The organism is Dyadobacter sp. HNCC25DJ183 (assembly GCF_056895175.1).
Map to the genome: position 1 here is coordinate 574955 of NZ_JBXHAP010000003.1, position 20967 is coordinate 595921.

12 protein-coding genes are annotated in these 20967 nt (G+C 50.7%); 6 read left to right on the forward strand and 6 right to left on the reverse strand.

Features of this window, described 5'->3' with window-relative positions; genetic code table 11:
- Positions 1-128: 128 nt before the first annotated feature.
- From AC1XTG_RS09945 to AC1XTG_RS09970, 6 genes are all read right to left on the reverse strand, one after another.
- Positions 129-1466 (reverse strand): alginate export family protein, encoded by a 1338-nt coding sequence (locus tag AC1XTG_RS09945; protein ID WP_484841857.1) that lies wholly within the window; start codon positions 1464-1466, stop codon positions 129-131.
- A gap of 65 nt (positions 1467-1531) precedes the next feature.
- Positions 1532-3046 (reverse strand): sulfatase family protein, encoded by a 1515-nt coding sequence (locus tag AC1XTG_RS09950; protein WP_484841858.1) that lies wholly within the window; start codon positions 3044-3046, stop codon positions 1532-1534.
- 6 nt (positions 3047-3052) lie between these two features.
- Positions 3053-4897 carry a sulfatase-like hydrolase/transferase gene (locus tag AC1XTG_RS09955; RefSeq protein ID WP_484841859.1) on the reverse strand — a complete coding sequence of 615 codons (1845 nt, stop codon included), beginning with the start codon at positions 4895-4897 and terminating at the stop codon, positions 3053-3055.
- Positions 4897-6366: a sulfatase family protein gene (locus tag AC1XTG_RS09960; protein ID WP_484841860.1), complete on the reverse strand. Its 1470-nt coding sequence runs from the start codon at positions 6364-6366 to the stop codon at positions 4897-4899. Before AC1XTG_RS09960 ends, AC1XTG_RS09955 begins: the two co-directional genes overlap by 1 nt.
- Before the next feature lie 45 nt (positions 6367-6411).
- Complete coding sequence (locus AC1XTG_RS09965; RefSeq protein ID WP_484841861.1) at positions 6412-7869, reverse strand: RagB/SusD family nutrient uptake outer membrane protein; 1458 nt, start codon at positions 7867-7869, stop codon at positions 6412-6414.
- Between the two features lie 18 nt (positions 7870-7887).
- Positions 7888-11007, reverse strand: a complete 3120-nt coding sequence (locus AC1XTG_RS09970; protein WP_484841862.1) for a SusC/RagA family TonB-linked outer membrane protein — start codon at positions 11005-11007, stop codon at positions 7888-7890.
- Between the two features lie 282 nt (positions 11008-11289).
- Between AC1XTG_RS09970 and AC1XTG_RS09975 the strand changes: the two genes are divergently transcribed.
- The 6 genes from AC1XTG_RS09975 to AC1XTG_RS10000 all read left to right on the forward strand — a co-directional run bounded on the left by AC1XTG_RS09975 (position 11290) and on the right by AC1XTG_RS10000 (position 20964).
- Complete coding sequence (locus tag AC1XTG_RS09975) at positions 11290-14415, forward strand: SusC/RagA family TonB-linked outer membrane protein (protein WP_484841863.1); 3126 nt, start codon at positions 11290-11292, stop codon at positions 14413-14415.
- Between the two features lie 11 nt (positions 14416-14426).
- Positions 14427-16265, forward strand: a complete 1839-nt coding sequence (locus AC1XTG_RS09980) for a RagB/SusD family nutrient uptake outer membrane protein (RefSeq protein WP_056288930.1) — start codon at positions 14427-14429, stop codon at positions 16263-16265.
- Positions 16266-16307: 42 nt separating this feature from the next.
- On the forward strand, positions 16308-16715 hold the full coding sequence (locus tag AC1XTG_RS09985; protein WP_056288926.1) for a DUF5018 domain-containing protein: 408 nt from the start codon (positions 16308-16310) through the stop codon (positions 16713-16715).
- A gap of 18 nt (positions 16716-16733) precedes the next feature.
- A complete protein-coding gene (locus tag AC1XTG_RS09990) occupies positions 16734-17717 on the forward strand; it encodes a DUF4466 family protein (protein WP_484841864.1) in 984 nt (327 codons plus the stop codon).
- 92 nt (positions 17718-17809) lie between these two features.
- A complete protein-coding gene (locus AC1XTG_RS09995) occupies positions 17810-19096 on the forward strand; it encodes an alginate lyase family protein (protein ID WP_484841865.1) in 1287 nt (428 codons plus the stop codon).
- Between the two features lie 2 nt (positions 19097-19098).
- Entirely contained in the window at positions 19099-20964 is a 1866-nt protein-coding gene (locus AC1XTG_RS10000) for a heparinase II/III domain-containing protein (RefSeq protein ID WP_484841866.1), read from the forward strand.
- Positions 20965-20967: the final 3 nt, after the last annotated feature.

The following is a 20967-nucleotide window of genomic DNA, read 5'->3' on the forward strand; positions in this document are numbered from 1 at the left end:
CAGTGTTCAGGTTGATGTTTGATTTTATACCAAAATAAAATTTATATATAAATATACTTTATATATCAGATATTTTATCCTGAATAACTGGCGTGCTGCGAGAGGGAACTATATATGCTGATAAGAAACTACTTCCGTACGTGAAGCAGCCGTGGTGTGTAGGAAACCATCAGGTAGCTCCAGACAGGGATTTTGCTGGCGTCAGGTACTTTTTTCAGCAACTCCATGCGTTGTTCCGCGAATGTAAATGAGAAGCCATAGATGATTTCCAGGTTCTTAACAGGTTTGTAATTGAGAGAAAGATCACTCTCGAAGCCGAGGTATTTGCCTGCGAGCTGGTCGCCGCGTTTTGGAAGGGAATGTTGTGCGTAGAAAAGATGTGCATCGGCGCGCAGTGACAACTTTTTGCCCGCCTGGTGAATAATAAAGAGATAAGGATTGATCAAACCTTTTTCATTCACATCGGCAGGAAAACGGGTAAACAGGTTCATATTTCCCATGAATTTCCACGCCACTCCGTAAAGCGGCACAAAGGAGTGGGACACCGAGAGGGGAGTGCCCGCCTTGTCACCGCTCAGTACCTCGGCGCCGAGCCGGAATGCGGTTCTGGCTGCATTGATGCTGATTTCGGGCTGGATATAGTAAGCCCGGATCTGTTTGTTGCTGGCTGTGCGCCCATATTGATAATACGCATTGACAGTCCCGTAGAGCCAACCGCGCGCATATTCCACCCGCCCGCCATTGGTTACACGTTGATAGTACTGCTTCGCCTCAGCCGGTTTTTCAAATACATCAACTGCATTGATCGTGGTCAGCGTCAGCTTGTTTTTAAACTGGTATTTAAGATGGTGAACTACCAGCAGCTTGTACTGATGGGACGAAACAGGTGAGTAAGCGGCTTCGAACCGTTTACTGTATGGTCTTGTGAATGCAACTGTGAGGTCGGTTTTCCATTTGCCAGCGTATAAAAACCGGATACCCTCATGCGACCGGCTCTGCTGACTCCACGGGGCTGCCGAAAATAACCTGCCGTTATCAAGCGATAAAGCCTGGCGGCCAATCCTGACCGAAAAGTTTTTGGCCAGTATCGGCTCGGCAAACAGCTCAAATGCATTGATCCCGCCCACGTGAGAAAACTTCCCGGCTTTGCCCCAAACGTGTATCTCCTGCGGAGATGCATGAAACCTGAAACGGCGGGTTTTGTAGTTGATGGTAAGTCTGTTACGCTGGGTGGTGTAAAGCTCCGGCATGACAGAATCCGCAGGGGATAGCATGAAATTGTCCCGGAACTCAAATCGCGGTCTTACTTCGAAATCAATCGTGAGCTCGCGCCTGAGCGTGTCGGCCGACTGTGCGGAAGCGCGAAGCACCGGGCCTGTAAACAGGATAAACAATACCAGATAACGCACCGGTTTTAATAGTGTAAAATCCTGTCGGATGTAGGTTAAGAGCCTGAAATTACGCAATTATTCAAAGTTCAAAGCTGAACTTACCCACGCAGGCCACTATTTTTTGTTTGGGTATAAGCTGATCAGTCGAGCCTGGGGAAATTACGGATCTCTCCATTCAGGCGCGGAAATGATTCGAGATAGTCGCCGTTCCCCATTTCCCGCGGATCCTTCGTAGCGAGCTGGTAGCTTTTAAGGTCATTTCTCAGTCGGCTCACTTCCCGAGTAAGCTTTTTATCATGAATCAGATTATTCAAACAGCCAGGATCTTTGATAACATCATAAAATTCTTCTGCCGGCCGCTTGTCAACTGCCAGGTGGAAAAACGGCGCGATCTCCGGTTTTTTCCAATCGCGGATCACGATATTATCGGCCGATTCGTCAATGTCGTGAAATGCAGTATTTACAGCTTCCAGCTTTCCATTTGAATCCAGTTTGGTGGGATCGCCCGCAGGCCAGCGTTCGGGTTTGTAGTTCCGGATGAAAAGGTACCGGTCAGTCCGAATGCTTCTTTGCGGATAACCCATATTGTTGTACCGGGAAGAGGAATGTCGCTCCCTTGATGCAAATGCCGCAATGCGTTGCCCCTTACCTGTTTTCAAAAGTGGTAGCAAGCTTTTGCTCTCCGTTGGGTAAGAAGGCGAACCTGCCTTTCCTACTTCCAGAAAGGTCGCATACAGATCCACCAGACTTACGATGTCCTTTGCCACCACACCTTTGCGGATCTCGTTGCCCCAACGCACTGCCAGCGGCACGTGAATGCCGTATTCATACACATTGGCCTTGGCGCGCGGGAATGACATTCCGTTATCGGCCGTCACAACGATCAGTGTCTCATCCAGCTCCCCGGCTTGTTCAAGCTGCGCCATTACTTTCCCCAACTGCGTGTCAAACCATTGTATCTCATATAAATAGTCGAGCATGTCGCTTCGCACTTCGGGAACATCAGGAAGAAACGGCGGCACCTGCACTTTGTCGATCTCAAATCCATTGGCGGCCCCAATCCCTTTCTGGTAAGTCCGGTGTGGCTCGTGCGTACCCAGCCAGAAAAAGAATGGTTTGCCGGATTCTTTTTGTTCAAAAAAGTCTTTAAAGTTCCCGGCATAATCTACCTCCGAGATCCCTTCTGGGCTCTGTTGTTTTTTGGTCAGATAGGCATTGCCCGCTGGATTTCTGCGTCGCCCCGAAGCTTTAAAATCGCCGGGACCCCAGCCTTTCCCCGTAAATCCCACTGCATACCCGGCCTTTTCAAGCAGGTCAGGAAAAACCTGGAACTCGGCGGGGAAGCTGCTGGCATGGGTGCCGGCCTCTTTGATCTGCCAGCAATTGAGCCCGGTTAATAAAGCCGCACGCGACGGACTACACCCCGGCGACGCCGCAAATGCATTGGTAAACAATATCCCTTCGAGGGCAACCCGGTCGAAATGAGGAGTGCGCGCAGCTTTGTCGCCGTAAGCGCCCGCGTGCGGATAGGATTGGTCGTCTGAAATCACAAACAGGATATTGGGCCGCTTTTCAGCGGCCGGCTTGCTTCTGTTCGCAGCAAGACCGACCGCCAAAATCATCAGCAACGCAACAAATACGTTGATCTTCTGCATACTGACTTATTTATTAAGCTGTTCCAGGATCTGTTTCGCCGCACGCACATCGTAGTCCGAATCCTTCTGATTTTCCTTCAAAAGTGATTTTACATTGGCGATCGCAGGTTCCGCTTTCACGCCGATCGTTTCGAGTACGTTCAATGCCTGCACCCGCGCCATCTGATTGCTGTCTTTGAGCGCTTCACTCAGCGTTTGTACAGGCTTTTCAGTCTCACCTAAGGCAAGCAGTGACTCAGCTGCGGCAATCCTCACAGCTATTTCAGGATCGCTGAGCAATGTAAGCAGCTTGCTTTTGGCAGGAGCCGCTTCATTTTTCAGGACAATTGTGCCTGTTACAGCCCAGTACCGCACCACCGGATCTTTGTCGCTCAACCGTTTGATAATTTCATTCAGCCTGGATTTGTCGCGTGAAGAAGCTATATCTGCTGTTTCCACCACTTTTTTTACATCATACTTCCCACTTTTGGCATAGTCAAAAAGCGGCGTGGTTTCGGAGATTTTACTTAGAAGCGCCTCGGGAATAAAACCTACATCTTTCGACTCGATCAGCCAGTTGTGGTTCACCTCCCGCAGTTTCGCCAGTGTACTTTTATACTTCGGATCAGTAGCCAGGTTGTGGATATTATGCGGGTCGTTTTCGATATCAAACAGCTCCTCAGCCGGTTTTTCCTGCCAGAATCTGGATTGATCTGCATTCAGTCGGCCTGCTTTAAACTCGGCTTCCCAGGAAGGCATCGAAGGCGCCTTCCACAGGTATTCCAAATGTTGCGCGTAGATTTTATGAGGGAGATAGTTGCGGATGTACCTGAATTTTTTGTCGCGGACAGTACGGGAAAGATCGGTACGCTCGTCCATTCTCCCGCGAAAACCGAATGCATAATCGCGTTCTTTCACCTGTTGTTTTCCCAAAAAGGCTTTGCCTTGCATATAGGCCGGTATATCCAGTCCCGCCAGACTCAAAATGCTCGGAGCGAAATCGAGGAATGTCACAATGCGGTCCGTCTGGCTGCCGGGCTTACCAGGCGCGAGCGGCGCGTACTTTTCAGGAACACGAATGATCAGCGGCACGCGCAGCCCGGATTCATAGACAAACCGCTTGCTGCGACCAAGGACACCGCCGTTATCCGCATAATAAAATACGATCGTATTTTCTGTCAAACCCTGTTCGTCAAGCTCTTTCAGCAGCGCACCAAACTGCCGGTCCATTTCCTCCAACTTATCGTAATACTGCGCCCAGTCGTGTTTCATTTCTTCGGTTTTCGGGTGGTATGGCGGCAATGGTGCTTTTTCAGGATCGTGTTTCAACTTTTCAGCTGGTACCGGCGTGTGAATGCTGCTTTCGTGCGAAACATTAAGATTGAACACTGCGAAAAACGGCTGGCCCGGTTTGCGGTTCCTGTAAGTAGCCTTTCCACTCGACTCGTCCCAAGCCTCCGTCTGATCGACCGTATTGTAATCCTTTTTGGCATTGTTCGTCGTGTAATACCCCGCCTCGCGCAGGTACCTCGGGAAAAATTTGACAAAATGAGGGACCGGGTAAGTGCTCCGCATGTGCTCCGTGCCAATGGAAGGTGGGTACATGCCGGTAATCAGCGTAGATCGGGAAGGCGCGCAAACGGGCGCGGTTGCAAATGCATTTTTATACAATACACCCTGGGTTGCAAACTGGTCAAGATTGGGCGTAGTGGCATATTTATCGCCATAAGCACCCAAAAGCGGGCTGTTATCCTCACTCACGATCCAGAGAATGTTAGGCCTGTCCTGGCCGGGCCTTTCCTGCGCTCGCGCTGTTGTAAAGGCCAGTATGGCGACAAGAAGTAATATAGGTTTTTGAAAATAAGTTTTCATTAAAATGGGCCTTTTAGATGAATGTGATCTGCTTTTTTTGCGCTTCCCGGCAGGTCGCTGCCCGGCATTTCGCCGCGTTTGTCTCTACTGGCTGTGGGTTGGCCGGTTCCGCGGTCGTACCAGTCGGGCGTGAGGTTTGCCGGTTCTGTGTCGCCGGTTTCGTCCTGCCATTGTTTAAGCACACTGCGCAGCCCGTTTATTTTAGTTGCATAAGCTTTGTTACCTGCCTCATTTTTGGTTTGAAGCGGATCTTTCCGGTTATCGAAAAACTCTTCTGCCGGCCGCGGTTTGAGCAATGCGTCGTTTTGAAGGACGGTTAGCTTGCCGCTTGCTTTCGCCGCCTGCAATGCTTTTGCCGAGGGACTCTGGTTTGCATCGATCGGCCCTCCATTGTCCCATTCAGGTCTTTTGTTAATGATATACAGGAAATCTTTACTCCGGACGGAGCGTTCGTAAGCTGCGTAATCGTGCCAGTTGTGTTCGGCGAAAACGTACTTGCGAAATGCTTTTTCAGGTGATTGAAACAATGCCGCAAAACTGGTACCCTGGATCGTTTCCGCGGTTTTTACGCCCGCCACTTCCAGCAGGGTAGGTGCAATATCAATGCTGCTGATCAGACTTTCGCAAAGCTGTCCCGCTTTGATCGCCGCCGGCCAGCTCGCGATAAACGGCGTTTTTATGCCCGCATCGTACAGTCGCGTCTTACTGCCGGGAAACGGCCTTCCATTGTCGGCTGTGAAAATAATGAGCGTGTTCTCTGAAATTCCCTGCCTTTCCAGCTCCTGCCGCAACTCACCAACATACCTGTCCAGCCGTGCAATTTCATTGTAGTAAAAAGCCAGGTCCTCCCGCGTTTCCTTCGTATCCACGAGCGTGGGCGGGACAGCAATATCCTTTGCAGGATCGTGCTGAGGTCCGTCCGTCTTCGCCGACCAGGGCCGGTGTGCGTCAAAAGGCGCCAGCCAGAAGAAGAACGGTTTGTTTTTCGGACGCGCTTTCAGCAGGTTGTTCCATTGCAACTCGCCGCCTTCGCCATTGGCTTTGCGGTCTACCAGCAGCGTATCGTAAGCCCGCCGCGTGTTCGGGCCTTCATGCCATTTCCCGACCAATGCCGAGAAATATCCTTGCTTTTTAAGCAGCTCCGGAAAATACTTTAAATGTGCCGGCAGAGGCGAATGCAACTCGGCAGCGCCTGTATTATGCGGATAACGCCCTGTAAGAATGCTGCTCCGGCTCGGACTGCATGAGCTCGCCGTAAGGTACATATTGGTAAACCGCAGCCCGTCTTTCGCGAGCTGGTCCAGGTTCGGTGTTTTGATCTTTTTATTTTCATAAGCCCCGATATCGTCCCAGCTGATATCGTCGCCGATAATGAAAATGATATTAGGCGCCTGCGCGGCAGCTGTTTGAATGCAGCTGCCGGCAAGTACCAAAACCATTAACAGGCTCTTTGCAAGATGTTTTTTCAATGTAATGATCAGTTTAAAACCTGAAAACGGATGAAGACTGCTCGGTTAATAGTTGTTCTGCGTCAATCCCGGATTCACATCAATGGCGCTTTGCGGGATCGGGAACAGCAACTTGCTATCGGTTATATTAAAACCTTTTGGCTTTAAAACTTCCACCGCACGGCCCGTTCGAACCAGATCAAAAAACCGGTGAAATTCAAAGCATAATTCGGTCCTTCTCTCATGTTCAATGGCGAGTGAAAGCGTGGAATATTTGGTGGGGTAGCCCGTTTTTCCATAAACCGGCAGCCCCACGCGCTCACGTACCTGGTTGAGGTAAGAAGCGTCGCCCGTGGCTTCGGAGTAGGAGAGCAGAATGTCCGCATACCGCACGATCTCCACATTCTGGCCGGGATAGCGCCAGTTGGGATCGTAGTATTTTTGGGTAAACGGATATTTCACAAATGCGCCCGTTTCGAGGTTCACATACCCGGGATATACCGACACATTCCTGCGAACCGAATCTGCTGTTTCAAATTCATTCGTCAGGTCCGGTGTGGGACTGTTCAACCCGCTGCCGCGGAAGGTTTCGTTGCTGCCCGGCAGGTGAAAAGCCCAGTGGTAAGGCGTGTAGGTTTGCTGGTAATTGCTGTTCACCGCATTCTGTCCCGCCAAAAACTGCAATTCCAGGATCGATTCCTTTGAATTTTTGGTGCCCGGCGCAAAATTGAATGCATAGTCGGCGCTATTCACCTTTCCATCCTGATTGGCATCGAGCGAATAGGCATTGCTGTCGATGATCTCTTTCAGTTCCTGCGCTGCATTGGTTTTATCGCCAATGGTAAGGTATACCTTCGCAAGAATGGCGGCGGCTGCGTATTTGGTCACCCTGCCCACGTCTGCGCCCGTGTATTTTGCAGGCAATGCAGCTTTACTGGCTTTCAGGTCGGCGATGATCTGCTGGTAGATCGTTTCCTTTTTCTCACGCAGGTACGTGTAGCTTTCATCGGCGCTCACCACTTTCAGCGGCATGGGAATATCGCCCCAAACCCGCACCATATTGAAATAGATCAGCGCGCGAATGAATGTAGCCTCCGCTTTCAGCCGGTCTTTCAATGCGGGATTGGCAAATTGCACCGTCGTTTTTTCAAGCTGTCCGATCGCATTGTTGCAGATGTAAATCGAGTTGTAGCTGTTGTTCCACGCAGTCTGGATCAACCCATTGTTAGGCTGGATCCTGAAAGCTTTGATATCATCCTCAAAAGTGGTCGCGCCGCCCGAAAACTCGATATAGGTATTGTCCGAATAAAGCTCACCGTACAGATCCACCAGTCCGCTGGCGGCATAAGTGCGGTTCAGCTGCCGGTACACATCGTTTACAGCCTGCACGATCTGCGCCTCGGTCGTGTAAAAGCTTCCTTCCGAAAGCCGCGTTTCAGGATATTGATCCAGCTCGCTTTCGCTGCACGAAACCACAGAGAACGCAGCCAGGAGGTAATATATAGGTTGTTTAAAAAGCTTCATGTTGTTTGTGGATTTAGGTTAAAAACCAATGTTGACGCCGAATGTGTAAACCTTTGCCGACGGATAAGGAGAATGCGTTACGCCGCGTGCAGTGGCGCTCGTCGCGCTGCCATTGAAGTTCTCAGGATCAAAAATCGGCGCGTTTTTGTGTGTGAAAAGATTTTGTCCATTCACATAAACCCGAAGTGATTCCAGGTTCAGCTTGGAAAGAAGCGTCGAAGGGAACGTGTAACCCGCAGTCAGGCTTTTAACCCGGAAATAAGAACCGTCCACGATCCAGTAACTGGAAGCCGTTTTCTCGTATCCGTCCAGGTCCACCGTTAGTTTATAATGGTACCCATCGCCCGGCTCCTGTTCCGACCGCCAGCGGTTTGTCATTTCTTTATAGTAATTCCGGCCTTCATGGTACAGCATCGAGCGGTGAATATTATTATCGTACACATCGCTGCCCTGCACGCCCTGGATCAGCACGCTGAGATCAAAGCCTTTGTAGGTCAGGTTATTGGTAAAACCCCAGATGAAGTCCGGCGCATAATTGCCGATGATCGTCCGGTCTTTTGCATTCAGCACACCGTCGCCATTGATATCCACATACCGTCCGTCGCCAGGCTTGGCAGATGCGTAATGCGACGGGTCGGCATCAATTTGCGACTGGTTCATGTACACGCCGTCGTATTGATAACCGTAAAAGCTGAAAATCGGCTGGCCAACCTGGTTGATCGACTCCATTCCAAAACCCGGCTGGTAAATCATCGGCGCATTGTCTTTGCCCAGTGCAAGTACCTTGTTTCGGTTGCGCGAGAAGTTCAGCTGGGAGGTCCACCCGAGTGCGCCTTTGAGGTTATGTGTCGTTAAATTGAGTTCGAGGCCCTTGTTCTGGAGTTTGCCGATGTTTTTGAAAACACTGTTGAAACCGGATACGATGGGCACCGGCACATCCAGCAGCAGCCCGTCCGACTTGGAGATGTAGTAATCCGCTTCCAGCACGATCCGGTTGCTGAACAGGCCAAGATCAAGTCCCGCATTGAATTGCTGCGTGCGTTCCCATTCCAGGTCAGGGTTGGTAATGCTGCCCGGGTAGTAAGTAGTACCCAGGTTATTGCCAAAAGCCACTCTGCCCTGCGACATGGCGCCGATCCATTTGTAATCTGCAAAACGGTCGTTGCCGGTGAATCCGTAGCTCGCGCGGAGTTTCAGGTTGTTCAATGCTTTGACAGAGCTCAGAAAACCTTCGTCCGATACAATCCAGCCGCCGGAAACAGACGGGAACACGCCCCATTTGTTGTTCGGGCCAAAGCGCGAGGAACCGTCGCGCCGGATGCTCGCGGAGAGCAGGTACCTGCCTTTGAAGGTATAGTTCAGGCGTGAAAAATAGGAGATCAGGATACTCCTGTTTTTATCATCTTCTGCCTGAAAAACGGTCTTTCCGGCACTCAGCGCCTTGATCAGATCGTTGTCGTAGCCCCGCCGCTCCTGGTTGGTGTAGTAATATTCATTGTTGTTGTACTCCATTCCGGCAAGCGCAGAAAAGGCGTGTTCCTTGAACGTTTTGTCGTAGGTAAGCAGGTTTTGCGAGGTATAGTTGACGGTGCGCGACTGGTTCACGGTCATAATCCCTTCGGTATAGTAGGTAGGTCCGAGGTTATGGTCAACAGCCTGGTAATTGTTGTTGTCAATCCGGTTATAGAAGAAATTGAGCGATGATCTGAAACGCAAACCGGGCAGAAAATCGATCTGCGCGAATACATTTCCGAGGTTATTGAACTGCCTGTGCTGAATATCGTCCGTGATCTCATAAAGCGGGTGGCCGTTTTTAGGACGGAACAAAATCGCGTCGAACTTCTCAAAGCCGGGCGTATTGGCAGGCGCGCCAAGGTACCCGTTGTTCCCGTAAACCGGGTAAATGGTCGGGTACTGCACTGCCCATTCCACAGTCCGGTTGAAAGGCTCATTCTCGTGGTCGTAAGCCACATTCAGCATACCGCCCACTTGCAGCCACTTTTTGATCTGTGAATTGGCTTTAATATTAAACGTGTACTTTTTGTAATCGGAAGTGATCACAATCCCCTTTTGTTTCACATAACCTGCGGAAACGATGAAATTCGTTTTCGCATTCCCGCCGCTTGCATTCAGCTCGATCTTCTGCATGGGCGCCGTCCTGAAAACGACATCCTGCCAGTCCGTATCTTCGAGGTTTTCAGGATGATCAAATGCAGTGGGCCAGGTGTACTTATATTGTTTCCGGGCTTCGATCGTGTTGGGGGCAGCGGGGTCTCCGCCGCTTTCGATCCAGCCATTTTGCGCCGCGTCAATGGAAGCCTGTGCATATTCACGGGAGTTCATGACAGCAATGCGGTCAATCACTTTCTGGATACCGTACGAATAGTTTACATTAAACTTTGTCCTGCCTTCTTTGCCGCTTTTGGTCGATATCAGAATTACCCCATTTGCGCCGCGCGATCCGTAAATGGCCGCAGAAGAAGCGTCTTTCAATACTTCCATCGATTCAATATCGCCCGCACTGAGCAGGTTCAGATCGTAGTTGGGGATCGGCATTCCGTCGATCACAATCAGCGGTGAGCTGCTGGCCGAGACCGAATTAATTCCCCTGATCTGGATCGTGGAAGAAGTGCCCGGCCGGCCGTTGCTGGACAAAACCTGGACACCCGGGATTTTCCCGTACAAAGCCTGTCCAAGTTCCACAATGGGCCTGCTGGTAATTTCCCGGTCCATTTTGACCGAACCTACCGCGCCGGTCACGTCGCTCTTTTTCTGCGTACCGTAGCCTACAACCACGATTTCATTGAGCTGCCGGGTATCCACTTCGAGCGACACATCGATCGTGGAGCGACCATTCACAGGAATCTCGCTGGACCGGTATCCAATACCGGAGAATACCAGTACGCCGCTCTCAGGCGCCTGGATCTCGTACAGGCCACTGGCATTCGTAGTAGTGCCGCTGGTTGAATTCTTCAAAATCACATTGATCCCCGGTGCGCCGGACTGGTCAGTGGGGGAGGTGACTTTACCTTTAATGGTGAATGTTTGGGCGCTTGCGCCGAGAGAGGACATGATTGCCACCAGCAATACTGCCCAACGGGATCTGCCGATCCCGGTTGATGGTAGTTTTGTAACCATTTGTTTGGGTGAGTAAAAAAATAGTCAGAATAGCTGCGACTGGTGGTTAATGGCAGTACTCTATTAAGTTGATAGGCAAAATAAAGAACTTTGATGCAAAATCACAAATGTAGCTTGGTGCAGTCCAGAGTAAGTTTATTATGGTATGATGAAGTCTGCTATTTCCCACTCTTTTTAGCTATAAAACAATTTTAATAAAAACTTGAAAAATAGTAAGGGTGCTTTTTTCTGATTGACGTCACTGTGGGGTACATAGTGTATCTCTAAACCAAAACAACCCTTATGAAAAAATCCTCTACGTGCATTCGGTGGGGAAGTCTTGCGGTACTGTCAGGTATCTGGCTGCTTCCCGGCTTTCAGATCGAGGCAAGAAGTGGCACCCTGACCAAAGTCAGGCATGAAGTGAAGGCAGCCGTCACGATTACCGGCAAGGTGACAGACGAAAAAGGCGCTGGATTGCCGGGCGTGAATGTGATTGAAAAAGGAACTTCCAATGGTACCACCACCAATCCCGACGGTGACTACACGATTACTGTTGCAGGCGCATCCTCAGTGCTTACATTCAGCTTTATCGGGTACGTATCTCAGGAAGCGACGGTAGACAACCGTACTGCGATCAGCATTCAGCTGGCGCCGGAAGACAAGTCGCTCGATGAGGTAGTCGTGGTAGGTTACGGAACGCAGAAAAAAGTGAATGTCACAGGGGCGGTATCTGCGATCCAGATCGACGATAAGATCACCAATCGCTCGCTCAGCAACGTTTCCTCCGGTTTACAGGGTTTGGTACCGGGACTTGCAGTAAACCAGAATTCGGGTATGGCAGGCCGGAACAACGCTTCCCTGGTAATCCGCGGGTTGGGTACGGTCAACAATGCGAGCCCGCTCGTAGTAGTGGACGGAATGCCCGATGTGGACATTAACCGATTGAATATGAATGATATCGAATCGGTATCTATTCTTAAAGACGCTACTTCTTCTTCTGTTTATGGTTCGCGTGCCGCAAACGGCGTTATCCTGATCACAACAAAGTCGGGTAAAGGACAGGAAAAAGCGACGATCAATTTCTCGGGTAACTACGGCTTCCAGTCACCCACGCGTGCCTACGATTTCCTCGCTGATTATCCGCGTACACTCACGCTTCACCAGCGTGCAGCGGCTGTGAATACCTTGCGTCAGAACTTCAACTTCAAGGACGGTACCATTGATCAATGGATGGCGCTGGGGATGATTGATCCCGTGGCTTATCCGAACACCGACTGGTGGGATGTGATCATGCGGACCGGTTCTGTGCAGAACTACAACCTGTCTGCCTCCGGCGGCGGCGACAAGTCCAACTTCTTTATTTCAGTTGGTTTGATGAACGAGAAGGGTTTGCAGATCAACAATGATTTCAAACGCTACAATGCGCGCTTCAACTACGATTACAAGATCCGTAAGAACATCAATACGGGTGTAAAATTCACGGGTAACTGGTCTAATATGACCTACGCGCTGGAAGACGGGTTCACAGACGATGATGCTTCCAACACAGCAGGGTTTGACATGCAGTTCGCCATTCCGGGTATCCTGCCTTATGATCCTACTACCGGTTACTTTGGTGGTGTAATGGCGTACAATGAAGATCCTCAGGCATATAACCCTTACACGCTGTACGTAAATCAGCTTAACAGGCAGAACCGCCAGGAAGCCAATGCGAACATGTACATCGACTGGACGCCGATCAAAGGCCTGACTGCGCGCCTGGATTATGCACTCAACTACTTCAACCAGTTCCGCTGGAATGCAGCGATGCCTAATCAATCGTACAATTTCCAGACGAATTCGTTTGGTAGCCGGGTGTATGTAGGACCCAATGCGGGCGTAGGTAATTTCACCAATACAGGTTATAAAACCTTGCTCAATGGCCGTTTGAACTACAATACTACGATTGCCAAGAACCATGAGATCGGGGCAATGTTTGTGTATAGCGAAGAATACTGGTACGATCGCTACCAGGCTACCTCGCGTAACGACAGGCTGCACCCTTCTTTGCATGAAGTGGATGCGGCTTTGACGGATATCCAGTCAACAGGCGGTAACTCTTCTACGGAAGGTTTGCGGTCTTACATTGGCCGGGTCAACTATGCTGCATTCGACAAGTACCTGCTTGAAGTGAACTTCCGCTCAGACGGTTCTTCCAGGTTCCTTCCTGGCAGTCAGTTCGGCTTTTTTCCATCGGCTGCATTGGGCTGGCGGTTTAGCGAGGAGGCTTTTATCAACCAGTATACCAGCAGTTTTCTTACTAACGGAAAGATCCGCGCATCTTACGGAAGTCTTGGAAATAACAGCGGGGTAGGCCGGTTTGAGCAGCAGTCGACGCTGGGAGCGAGCAATTATATGGTCAATGGCCAAATTGTGAAAGGTTTTGTTAACCGCAAACTGGTGAACAAAGATCTGTCCTGGGAAACTACGAAAGTATTCAACCTTGGTCTCGACCTGGGCTTCCTGAACAACCGCCTTACTGCTGAAATCGATTACTACGATCGTCTGACCACGGGCATGAACCGTCCGTCAGAAATGTCGATCCTGCTTACAGGTGCTTACGACGCGCCGCGCAAGAACATCGGAAACCTGCGTAACAGAGGTATCGAAGGAAACTTCACCTGGCGTGACCGCAAAGGTGCTGTCAATTATACAGTGGCTGTGAATGCATCCTACAACCGTACGAACCTGGAATCGTGGAATGAGTTCTTGCCAAGAGGCTACACATTCCTGAACATGCCTTACCATTATTTGTACACTTACCAGGATCAGGGCATTGCGCAAACCTGGCAGGACGTGTACAATGCAACGCCGCAAGGCGCGTCGCCGGGAGATATCCTCCGGAAAGATACCAATGGGGACGGCAGGATCTCGGATGAAGACAAGGTAGCGTTCCCGAAGGTGCAGCGTGACCGCCCAACCACCAACTTTGCATTGAATGGTAACGTTTCGTGGCGCGGGTTTGACCTTACTTTCCTTTTGCAGGGAGCAGCGGGCAGAAAAGACTACTGGATCAACATTTACAACAACGTCAATTTCGGTGCGCAGCGGTACGCTTCTACGCCCGGACACTGGGATAACCCATGGTCTGTCGAGAACCGCGACGGCGCCTGGCCACGGCTCAGCGGTAATGCCAACCGGGAGGAAACTACTTTCTGGCTTGACAACCTGTCGTACCTGCGTGTGAAAAACATCCAGCTGGGCTACAACCTGCCGATCACGCTGACCAAAAAGCTTGGTATCAGTAACTTCCGCGTTTTTGCTTCAACTGAAAACCTGGCTACAATCACGAAGTTCCGTGGTCTTGATCCTGAGAAAGCCGGGAACAGAAGCGATGCCTATCCTTTGAACAAATCCTATTCAGTTGGTATCAACATAGGAATATAAAAGCCATTACAATGAAAAGTATCAAACATATATTATCAGCAATAACCCTTACGGGGCTCATATTCGGTACGGGCTCCTGTGTTCAGGACCTGCTTGAACAGGATCCTACCACTGAGCTGGCCGCGAATGCATTCTGGAAAACAGAAGACGACGCCACTTTCGCCCTCAACGGCGCCTATGCGTCTGTTCGCCCGCTGTTTGACAGGGACTATTACCTCGACGGCCACGGTGAGTACGTGCGTACACGCGGTACCAGCGCCACAAGCGGTAACCTGCGCCTCGGCGATGCTTACCACGACGGCGATTACAACCCAAGCGGCTACGGCGACAATTTTGACAAGATGTACCGGTATCTGTACGGAGGTGTGAACCGCACCAATTACGTGATTACCAATGTGGAAGCGATGCTGAAAACTGCCAAGCCGGAGTCGGTGGCCAAGCTGGAAGCGATCGTAGGAGAGGCTAAGCTGCTACGCGGTATGGTCTATTTCCGGTTAATTTCGATGTGGGGCGATGTGCCTTATTTTACCAAAATCGCGGAGTCAAATGCAGATGTATCTAAACTGACCCGCACGCCGATCGCGCAGGTGAAAGATTCCATTATGGCTGATTTCACTTATGCTTACGAAAAGCTCCCTGCAAAATCTGCGGGGGCGGGCCGTGCCGGAAAGCCTGCGGCTCTTGCATTCCGTGGAAAACTGCAGTTGTACTGGGCTTGCTGGAACCGTTTCGGCTGGCCGGAACTTGACACTTTCAAATCGGACGCCAGTCTGGCTCCTGCTGCTTATGCTGCAGCCGCAGCTGATTTCAATTCTGTGATCAATGACTACGGTCTGGCGCTTTTCCGGAACGGTGAGCCCGGCGATATTGATTCCCTGGGGAAAGCCGACAAGCTGCCCAACTACTATTACCTGTTTACACCGGCAGCCAACAATGATCCCGAGATCATCATGGGCTTTACGCACGGAGGAACGGGAACAGGGCAGGGTGAAGAACTGATGCGCGACTTTGCCGGTCGTTCACATGAAGGCTCACAGCTGTGGGTAGCACCGAGGTATGAAATCGCAGATCGTTACCAATCAACCGTTACAGGTGATTTTGCTCCGAAACTGGTACCCATGAACCCGACTGATCCGACTGCACGAACTACGCCAAACTCGGCAGTAAACCCGCAGAGCTACAAGAACCGCGATTACCGCATGAAAGCTTCCATTATGTGGGATTATGAGCAAAGTGTGGGTATGATCTCGTTGAAGTCTACCGGCTGGGTACCGTTTATCTACAAAACCTGGAACCAGCCCATTACGATCAACGGTGTGAAATACACTACCTACAATACCGACGGCAGCAACTCCGGCTACGTATTCCGCAAGTTCCTCCGCAATTATGCGGGACAGGGACGCAGCGACGGTGACTACAACTTCCCGGTAATGCGACTGGCGGATGTATACCTGATGTACGCGGAGGCAACCAATGCAACAAAAGGTCCGACTGCTGAGGCAATTGCTTTGGTTAACAAAATCCGCCGCCGCGGCAACCTGCCTGCACTTACTGCTGCCAAAACAGCGAGCGCAGATGCATTCTTCTCGGCCATTGAACAGGAGCGCATCATTGAACTACTGGGCGAAGGCCACCGCGGCTTCGATATCCGCAGATGGCGGGCGCAAGAGCGTATCTGGGGAGCGCCTTATACCGAGGGCCTGTGGCGGATCGATACCCACGGAGCCAATCAGCAAAGGTATTTCCAGAATACCCCTGAGCGTACTTACCAGCAAAACTATATCTTCCGCATCCCGCCGGGCGAGCGCGACCGCAACCCGAACCTGACCCAGAATACACCTTGGTTATAGGGAGTTACAGGCTGATTTGTTAAAACATTAATATCTATTCCAATGCTAAAAAATATAAAATGGATCGCGGCAATGATGCTGACCGTCAGCATGCTGGTTTCCTGCAAAGAAGATTTTCCCGTGGATGAAGATGGCTTGCTGATCACCGGCCGCAGCCAATGCTATGTCAGTAATTTCGAGCTGCTCGGCCCCGATTTCCAGACCGTAAGGGTAGAAAATCCCGTGATCGACACGACTGCGCAGACGATCAATGTGAAAGTATTTTACGGAACTGACCTTAAAAATCTGTATCCGCAATTCTCCCTGGTGACCGACGCAAAGCTGGATCCGAAGATCACCGGAAAAGAAGACTTTTCTGATCTCTCGAAACCAAAGCAGTATACCGTTGTGTCGGGCAACCGCAAAGTCAGGAAGACCTATACTGTTAACCTGACCGTGCAAACCCCCTAACCCTTAAACAACAAGATCATGAGACATACCTATTTGTATTACTTTCTTGTTTTGATCGGGTTGGTTTCCCTTTCTTCCTGTGAAGAGGAGGAATATGCGATTCCGACGCTCAAACAGGAACTTCAAAACGATGTGATCAAAAGAACGATCGGCCCGAACCTGGTCGGGATGAATATTGAGTTTGCCTATGCAATGGCGCTTCCCAAGTCAATGGGCAAGCTGGTTTCTGCCGAAGTGGAAGCTACCGTTGCAGGAGGCGAGGCTACTTACCTGGAAAACCGCTCTTTTTATACCAACGGGAGCGGTGAAGATGTGGGCATTGAGGTAGGAAGCAAGTCGGTGAACAGCGGCGGCAGAACGACCGTGACATTCACCAAAGATACCTCGGCAGCCACGCTCAGGTACTTTTACCGCATTCCGACAACCGCACGCGGCAAGGAGGTTTCTTTTAAATTTTCAGCTCAGGCTAGCAACGGACAATCGGTTACCTATTCAATGGGACCTTACAAGATCGCCGAGATGGATATGGTACTCGACCTGGATGTAACTGACAGTACCAAGGCATATATTTCGATCGAAGATATGGCGGTTTACAATCTTGCCGATGCCGCTGCCAATGCATCGAAGATCGACCTGGTATACCTGTACCGTTCCATTCCGAACATTACTTTTTCACACGGACTGGTTTCTCCTTCTGCCAAAACCTACCTGCCGGGCGTGAACCTGCCGGCCGGCGCAACCCACTCTTCCAGGGTGCAGAAGGTCTGGAACCTGCGCGATTTCCATTTGGCAAGATTGCAGTATGGTGTGTACATCGACGATCTTGATTTTCAAAAGCTGGACATCGCTTCTGCTCCCGACTATGCCATTAACCTCCGTTCAGAGGCCGGCGTGTGGGTGGAGACACAAGACGGAAAATACCGGGCTTACGTGTACATCAATTCGGTTAACAACAATACCAAAAGCGCCAAGATCAGCATCAAGCGCTACATGATGAAGTAGCATTGCTGAACCTGCTGCCGGCATTTCCCGCAGGTTGTAAACTATGCAACCTGCGGGAGTAATGCATTTCAAGTCACTTCCTAACACCCTTAATGATGAAGAACATTGCACTGGCTGTCCAGATGGCCACCGGTCTGGCATTGTGTTTTCCCATTGTTGCCAAACCGAATGCCATTCCCGCAAGCCTTTCTCCGCATTTAACCAAAACAACAATCCACGCTCGTGAAAGAGCACCCGATGCATCTGCTCCGGTCCAGACTTTTCTTGTCCGCCCCGCCTATCTGAAAGCTTCAAAAGACAAAATCCGGAAAGGGGATAAAGAGCTTCAAAAAGCGTTGCAGGACTTAATTGTCCTGGCCGACAAGGCATTGAAGTCGGGGCCCTATTCAGTTACCTACAAAAGCAAAATACCTCCCAGCGGCGACAAGCACGATTACATGAGCGTGGGTCCGTACTGGTGGCCTGATTCCACCACGTCCGACGGCCTGCCTTACATTCGTAAAGATGGTCAGGTGAACCCTGAGCGGTTTGTTATCAAAGACGCAGACTATCACGGAAGCCTCTGCCGCGATGTATTCCGGCTTTCGCTGGCGTGGTACTACACGGGAAATCAGCGTTATTCAGACAATGCGGTTAAGTTGTTGAAGGTGTGGTTTCTGGATGAACAAACACGGATGAACCCAAACCTCAACTTCGGACAAGCTATCCCCGGACGCACCAATGGGCGGGGGATCGGGATCATCGATACCCGCACGCTTGCGGTGCTGATTGACGGGGTACAGCTGCTTAAACACTCAAAAAGCCTCTCTGCTGCGGATTATCGCGGTATTCAGGATTGGTACAAAACCTTTTTCAACTGGATGCGGATAAGTCCGATCGGTTTGGATGAGGCCGATGAGCACAACAACCACGGTACCTGGTACGATGTCCAAACAGTTTCAATGGCGCTGTCTACAGAACAGCCTGAACTTGCGAAGGAGATTTTGCAGCAGCAGACAATGAAGCGGATCAGCAGCCAGCTGGATACCAGCGGCGCGCAGCCGCACGAGCTGGCGCGTACCGTTTCGTGGAATTATTCGGTAATGAACCTGCAAGGCTTTTTCCAGCTGGCCGCCCTGGCAGATCACGTGGGCATAGACCTCTGGAACTACGTTACACCGGACGGAAAAAGCCTGAAGGCCGCATTTAAATGGCTGCTTCCATTTGCCCAAAAGAAGAAAGCGTGGACGCACCAGCAAATCAAACCCATTCATTTCGACGGCTTTTCAAAAACGGCACGGGCAGTTGCAGACAAGTACCCGGATATTGATCTGTCGGGCCTTGCTAATGAAGAAAATCAGGAAAACAGTCTCTTACTCCTCACAAACACCAATCTCTGATTATGAAAAAGTTTTTTGTACTGCTCGGCATTGTGCTGAGTTTTCATGCCATTTCCGGATTTGGCCAGTCTAATCCGGATGTACTTAAATCGCTTAAAGCGGAACATCCGAGGCTGCTTTTGCTGAAAGGAGAGGAGCAGGCAGTTTTGTCACAGATCCGGAAGCACCCGGAATGGGATGCAATTCACAAGGAAATCCTGGCTGAATGCGACAAGCTGCTGGACATACCGCCTGTGGAGCGCATCAAGATAGGGAAGCGGCTCCTTGACAAATCGCGCGAATGCTTACGCCGTGTTTTTCAATTATCCTACGCTTACCGGACCACGAAAGACGAGAAGTACCTCCGCCGCGCGGAAAAGGAAATGCTGGCAGTAGCCGCGTTTGAAGACTGGAACCCGACTCACTTTCTGGATGTGGCGGAAATGACAATGGCGATGGCGATCGGTTACGACTGGCTCTTCGACGGACTTTCGGAGGAATCGAGAGGTAAGATCAGAGAAGCAATCGTGAAAAAAGGGATTGAGCCTTCAAATGAAAAACGGTATAGTAATTTCCTCAACGCGGAGCACAACTGGAACCAGGTATGCAATGCGGGGATCACTTTTGGCGCATTGGCTGTCGCGGAAAGCGAACCGGAACTTGCCGCCAAAATGATCTCGCGCGCCGTTGCTTCCATCCCAAAAGCAATGGTGCCTTCGTATGAGCCCGACGGCACCTATCCCGAGGGATTCAGCTACTGGGGCTATGGAACTAGCTTTAATGTACTATTTATCAGTGCAGTGGAAAAGGCATTGGGTACGGACTTCGGACTGGCGCAGTCACCCGGCTTTTTGAAAACAGGCGGTTTTTTTCAAAACCTGGTAGGTCCCAGTGGCCTTGCGCACAACTGGGGCGATAGCGGGCTGAAAGAAGGTTTAAGTCCCGCCATGTTCTGGTATGCTGAGAAAACTGGCGATCCGTCGCTGCTATGGACGCAAAAGAAGCTGCTTTCGGACAGAAGCGCAAACAACGTTCGTAACCGGATTCTGCCTGCATTGCTGGTGTGGGGTGCCAAGACCGACCTGGATGCAGTGAAGCCGCCTGCGAAAAAGCAATGGGTTGGGCAGGGACCTTCGCCGGTTGCATTGATGCGCACTTCCTGGGAAGATCCGAATGCGATTTTCGTCGGGGTTAAAACGGGCTCACCTTCAGTAAACCACGCGCATATGGATGTGGGTTCTTTCGTGATAGACGCGCAGGGCGAGCGCTGGGCAATGGATTTTGGAATGCAGGATTATAATTCGCTGGAATCGAAGGGAGTGGATCTCTGGAACCGGACGCAGAACTCGCAGCGCTGGGAGGTTTTTCGGCTCAACAATTTTGCCCATAATACCCTGACATTCGACGGCCAGCTGATGAATGCAAAAGGCTACGCGAAAATCGATTCGTGGTCAGACGATAAGTCGGCGATGTGGGCTATTACGGATCTTTCGGATATGTACAAAGGCCAGGTAGCTGCTGCAAAACGCGGGATTGCGATCCGCGATGGACAATCGGTGGTGATCCGCGACGAGGTAAAAACGGGTGAAAAGGCAGCCAAAATGCGCTGGAACCTGCTGACTCCCGCAACCGTGAAAATAGTGGATGGTAAAACGGTGGAGTTGTCCCGGAACGGTAAGAAAATGCTCCTTGTATTTGATACCAAATCCGACATTGAAATCAAAACCTGGTCAACTACGCCGGGCCACGATTACGACGCGCCAAATCCCGATACGCAGTTTGTGGGTTTTGAGGTGAGCTTGCCTGCCAACTCTTCCACCAGTTTCAATGCGGTTTTTGCGCCTTCAAACAAACTGCCGAAAATGAAGCCACTTGCAGACTGGAAGTAAAAT

Coding starts and splice junctions, on each gene's coding strand:
- AC1XTG_RS09970 (WP_484841862.1), bottom strand. CDS start 11,007: ATGGTTACAAAACTACCATCAACCGGGATCGGCAGATCCCGTTGGGCA.
- AC1XTG_RS09950 (WP_484841858.1), bottom strand. CDS start 3,046: ATGCAGAAGATCAACGTATTTGTTGCGTTGCTGATGATTTTGGCGGTC.
- AC1XTG_RS09990 (WP_484841864.1), top strand. CDS start 16,734: ATGAGACATACCTATTTGTATTACTTTCTTGTTTTGATCGGGTTGGTT.
- AC1XTG_RS09995 (WP_484841865.1), top strand. CDS start 17,810: ATGATGAAGAACATTGCACTGGCTGTCCAGATGGCCACCGGTCTGGCA.
- AC1XTG_RS09965 (WP_484841861.1), bottom strand. CDS start 7,869: ATGAAGCTTTTTAAACAACCTATATATTACCTCCTGGCTGCGTTCTCT.
- AC1XTG_RS09985 (WP_056288926.1), top strand. CDS start 16,308: ATGCTAAAAAATATAAAATGGATCGCGGCAATGATGCTGACCGTCAGC.
- AC1XTG_RS10000 (WP_484841866.1), top strand. CDS start 19,099: ATGAAAAAGTTTTTTGTACTGCTCGGCATTGTGCTGAGTTTTCATGCC.
- AC1XTG_RS09975 (WP_484841863.1), top strand. CDS start 11,290: ATGAAAAAATCCTCTACGTGCATTCGGTGGGGAAGTCTTGCGGTACTG.
- AC1XTG_RS09955 (WP_484841859.1), bottom strand. CDS start 4,897: ATGAAAACTTATTTTCAAAAACCTATATTACTTCTTGTCGCCATACTG.
- AC1XTG_RS09980 (WP_056288930.1), top strand. CDS start 14,427: ATGAAAAGTATCAAACATATATTATCAGCAATAACCCTTACGGGGCTC.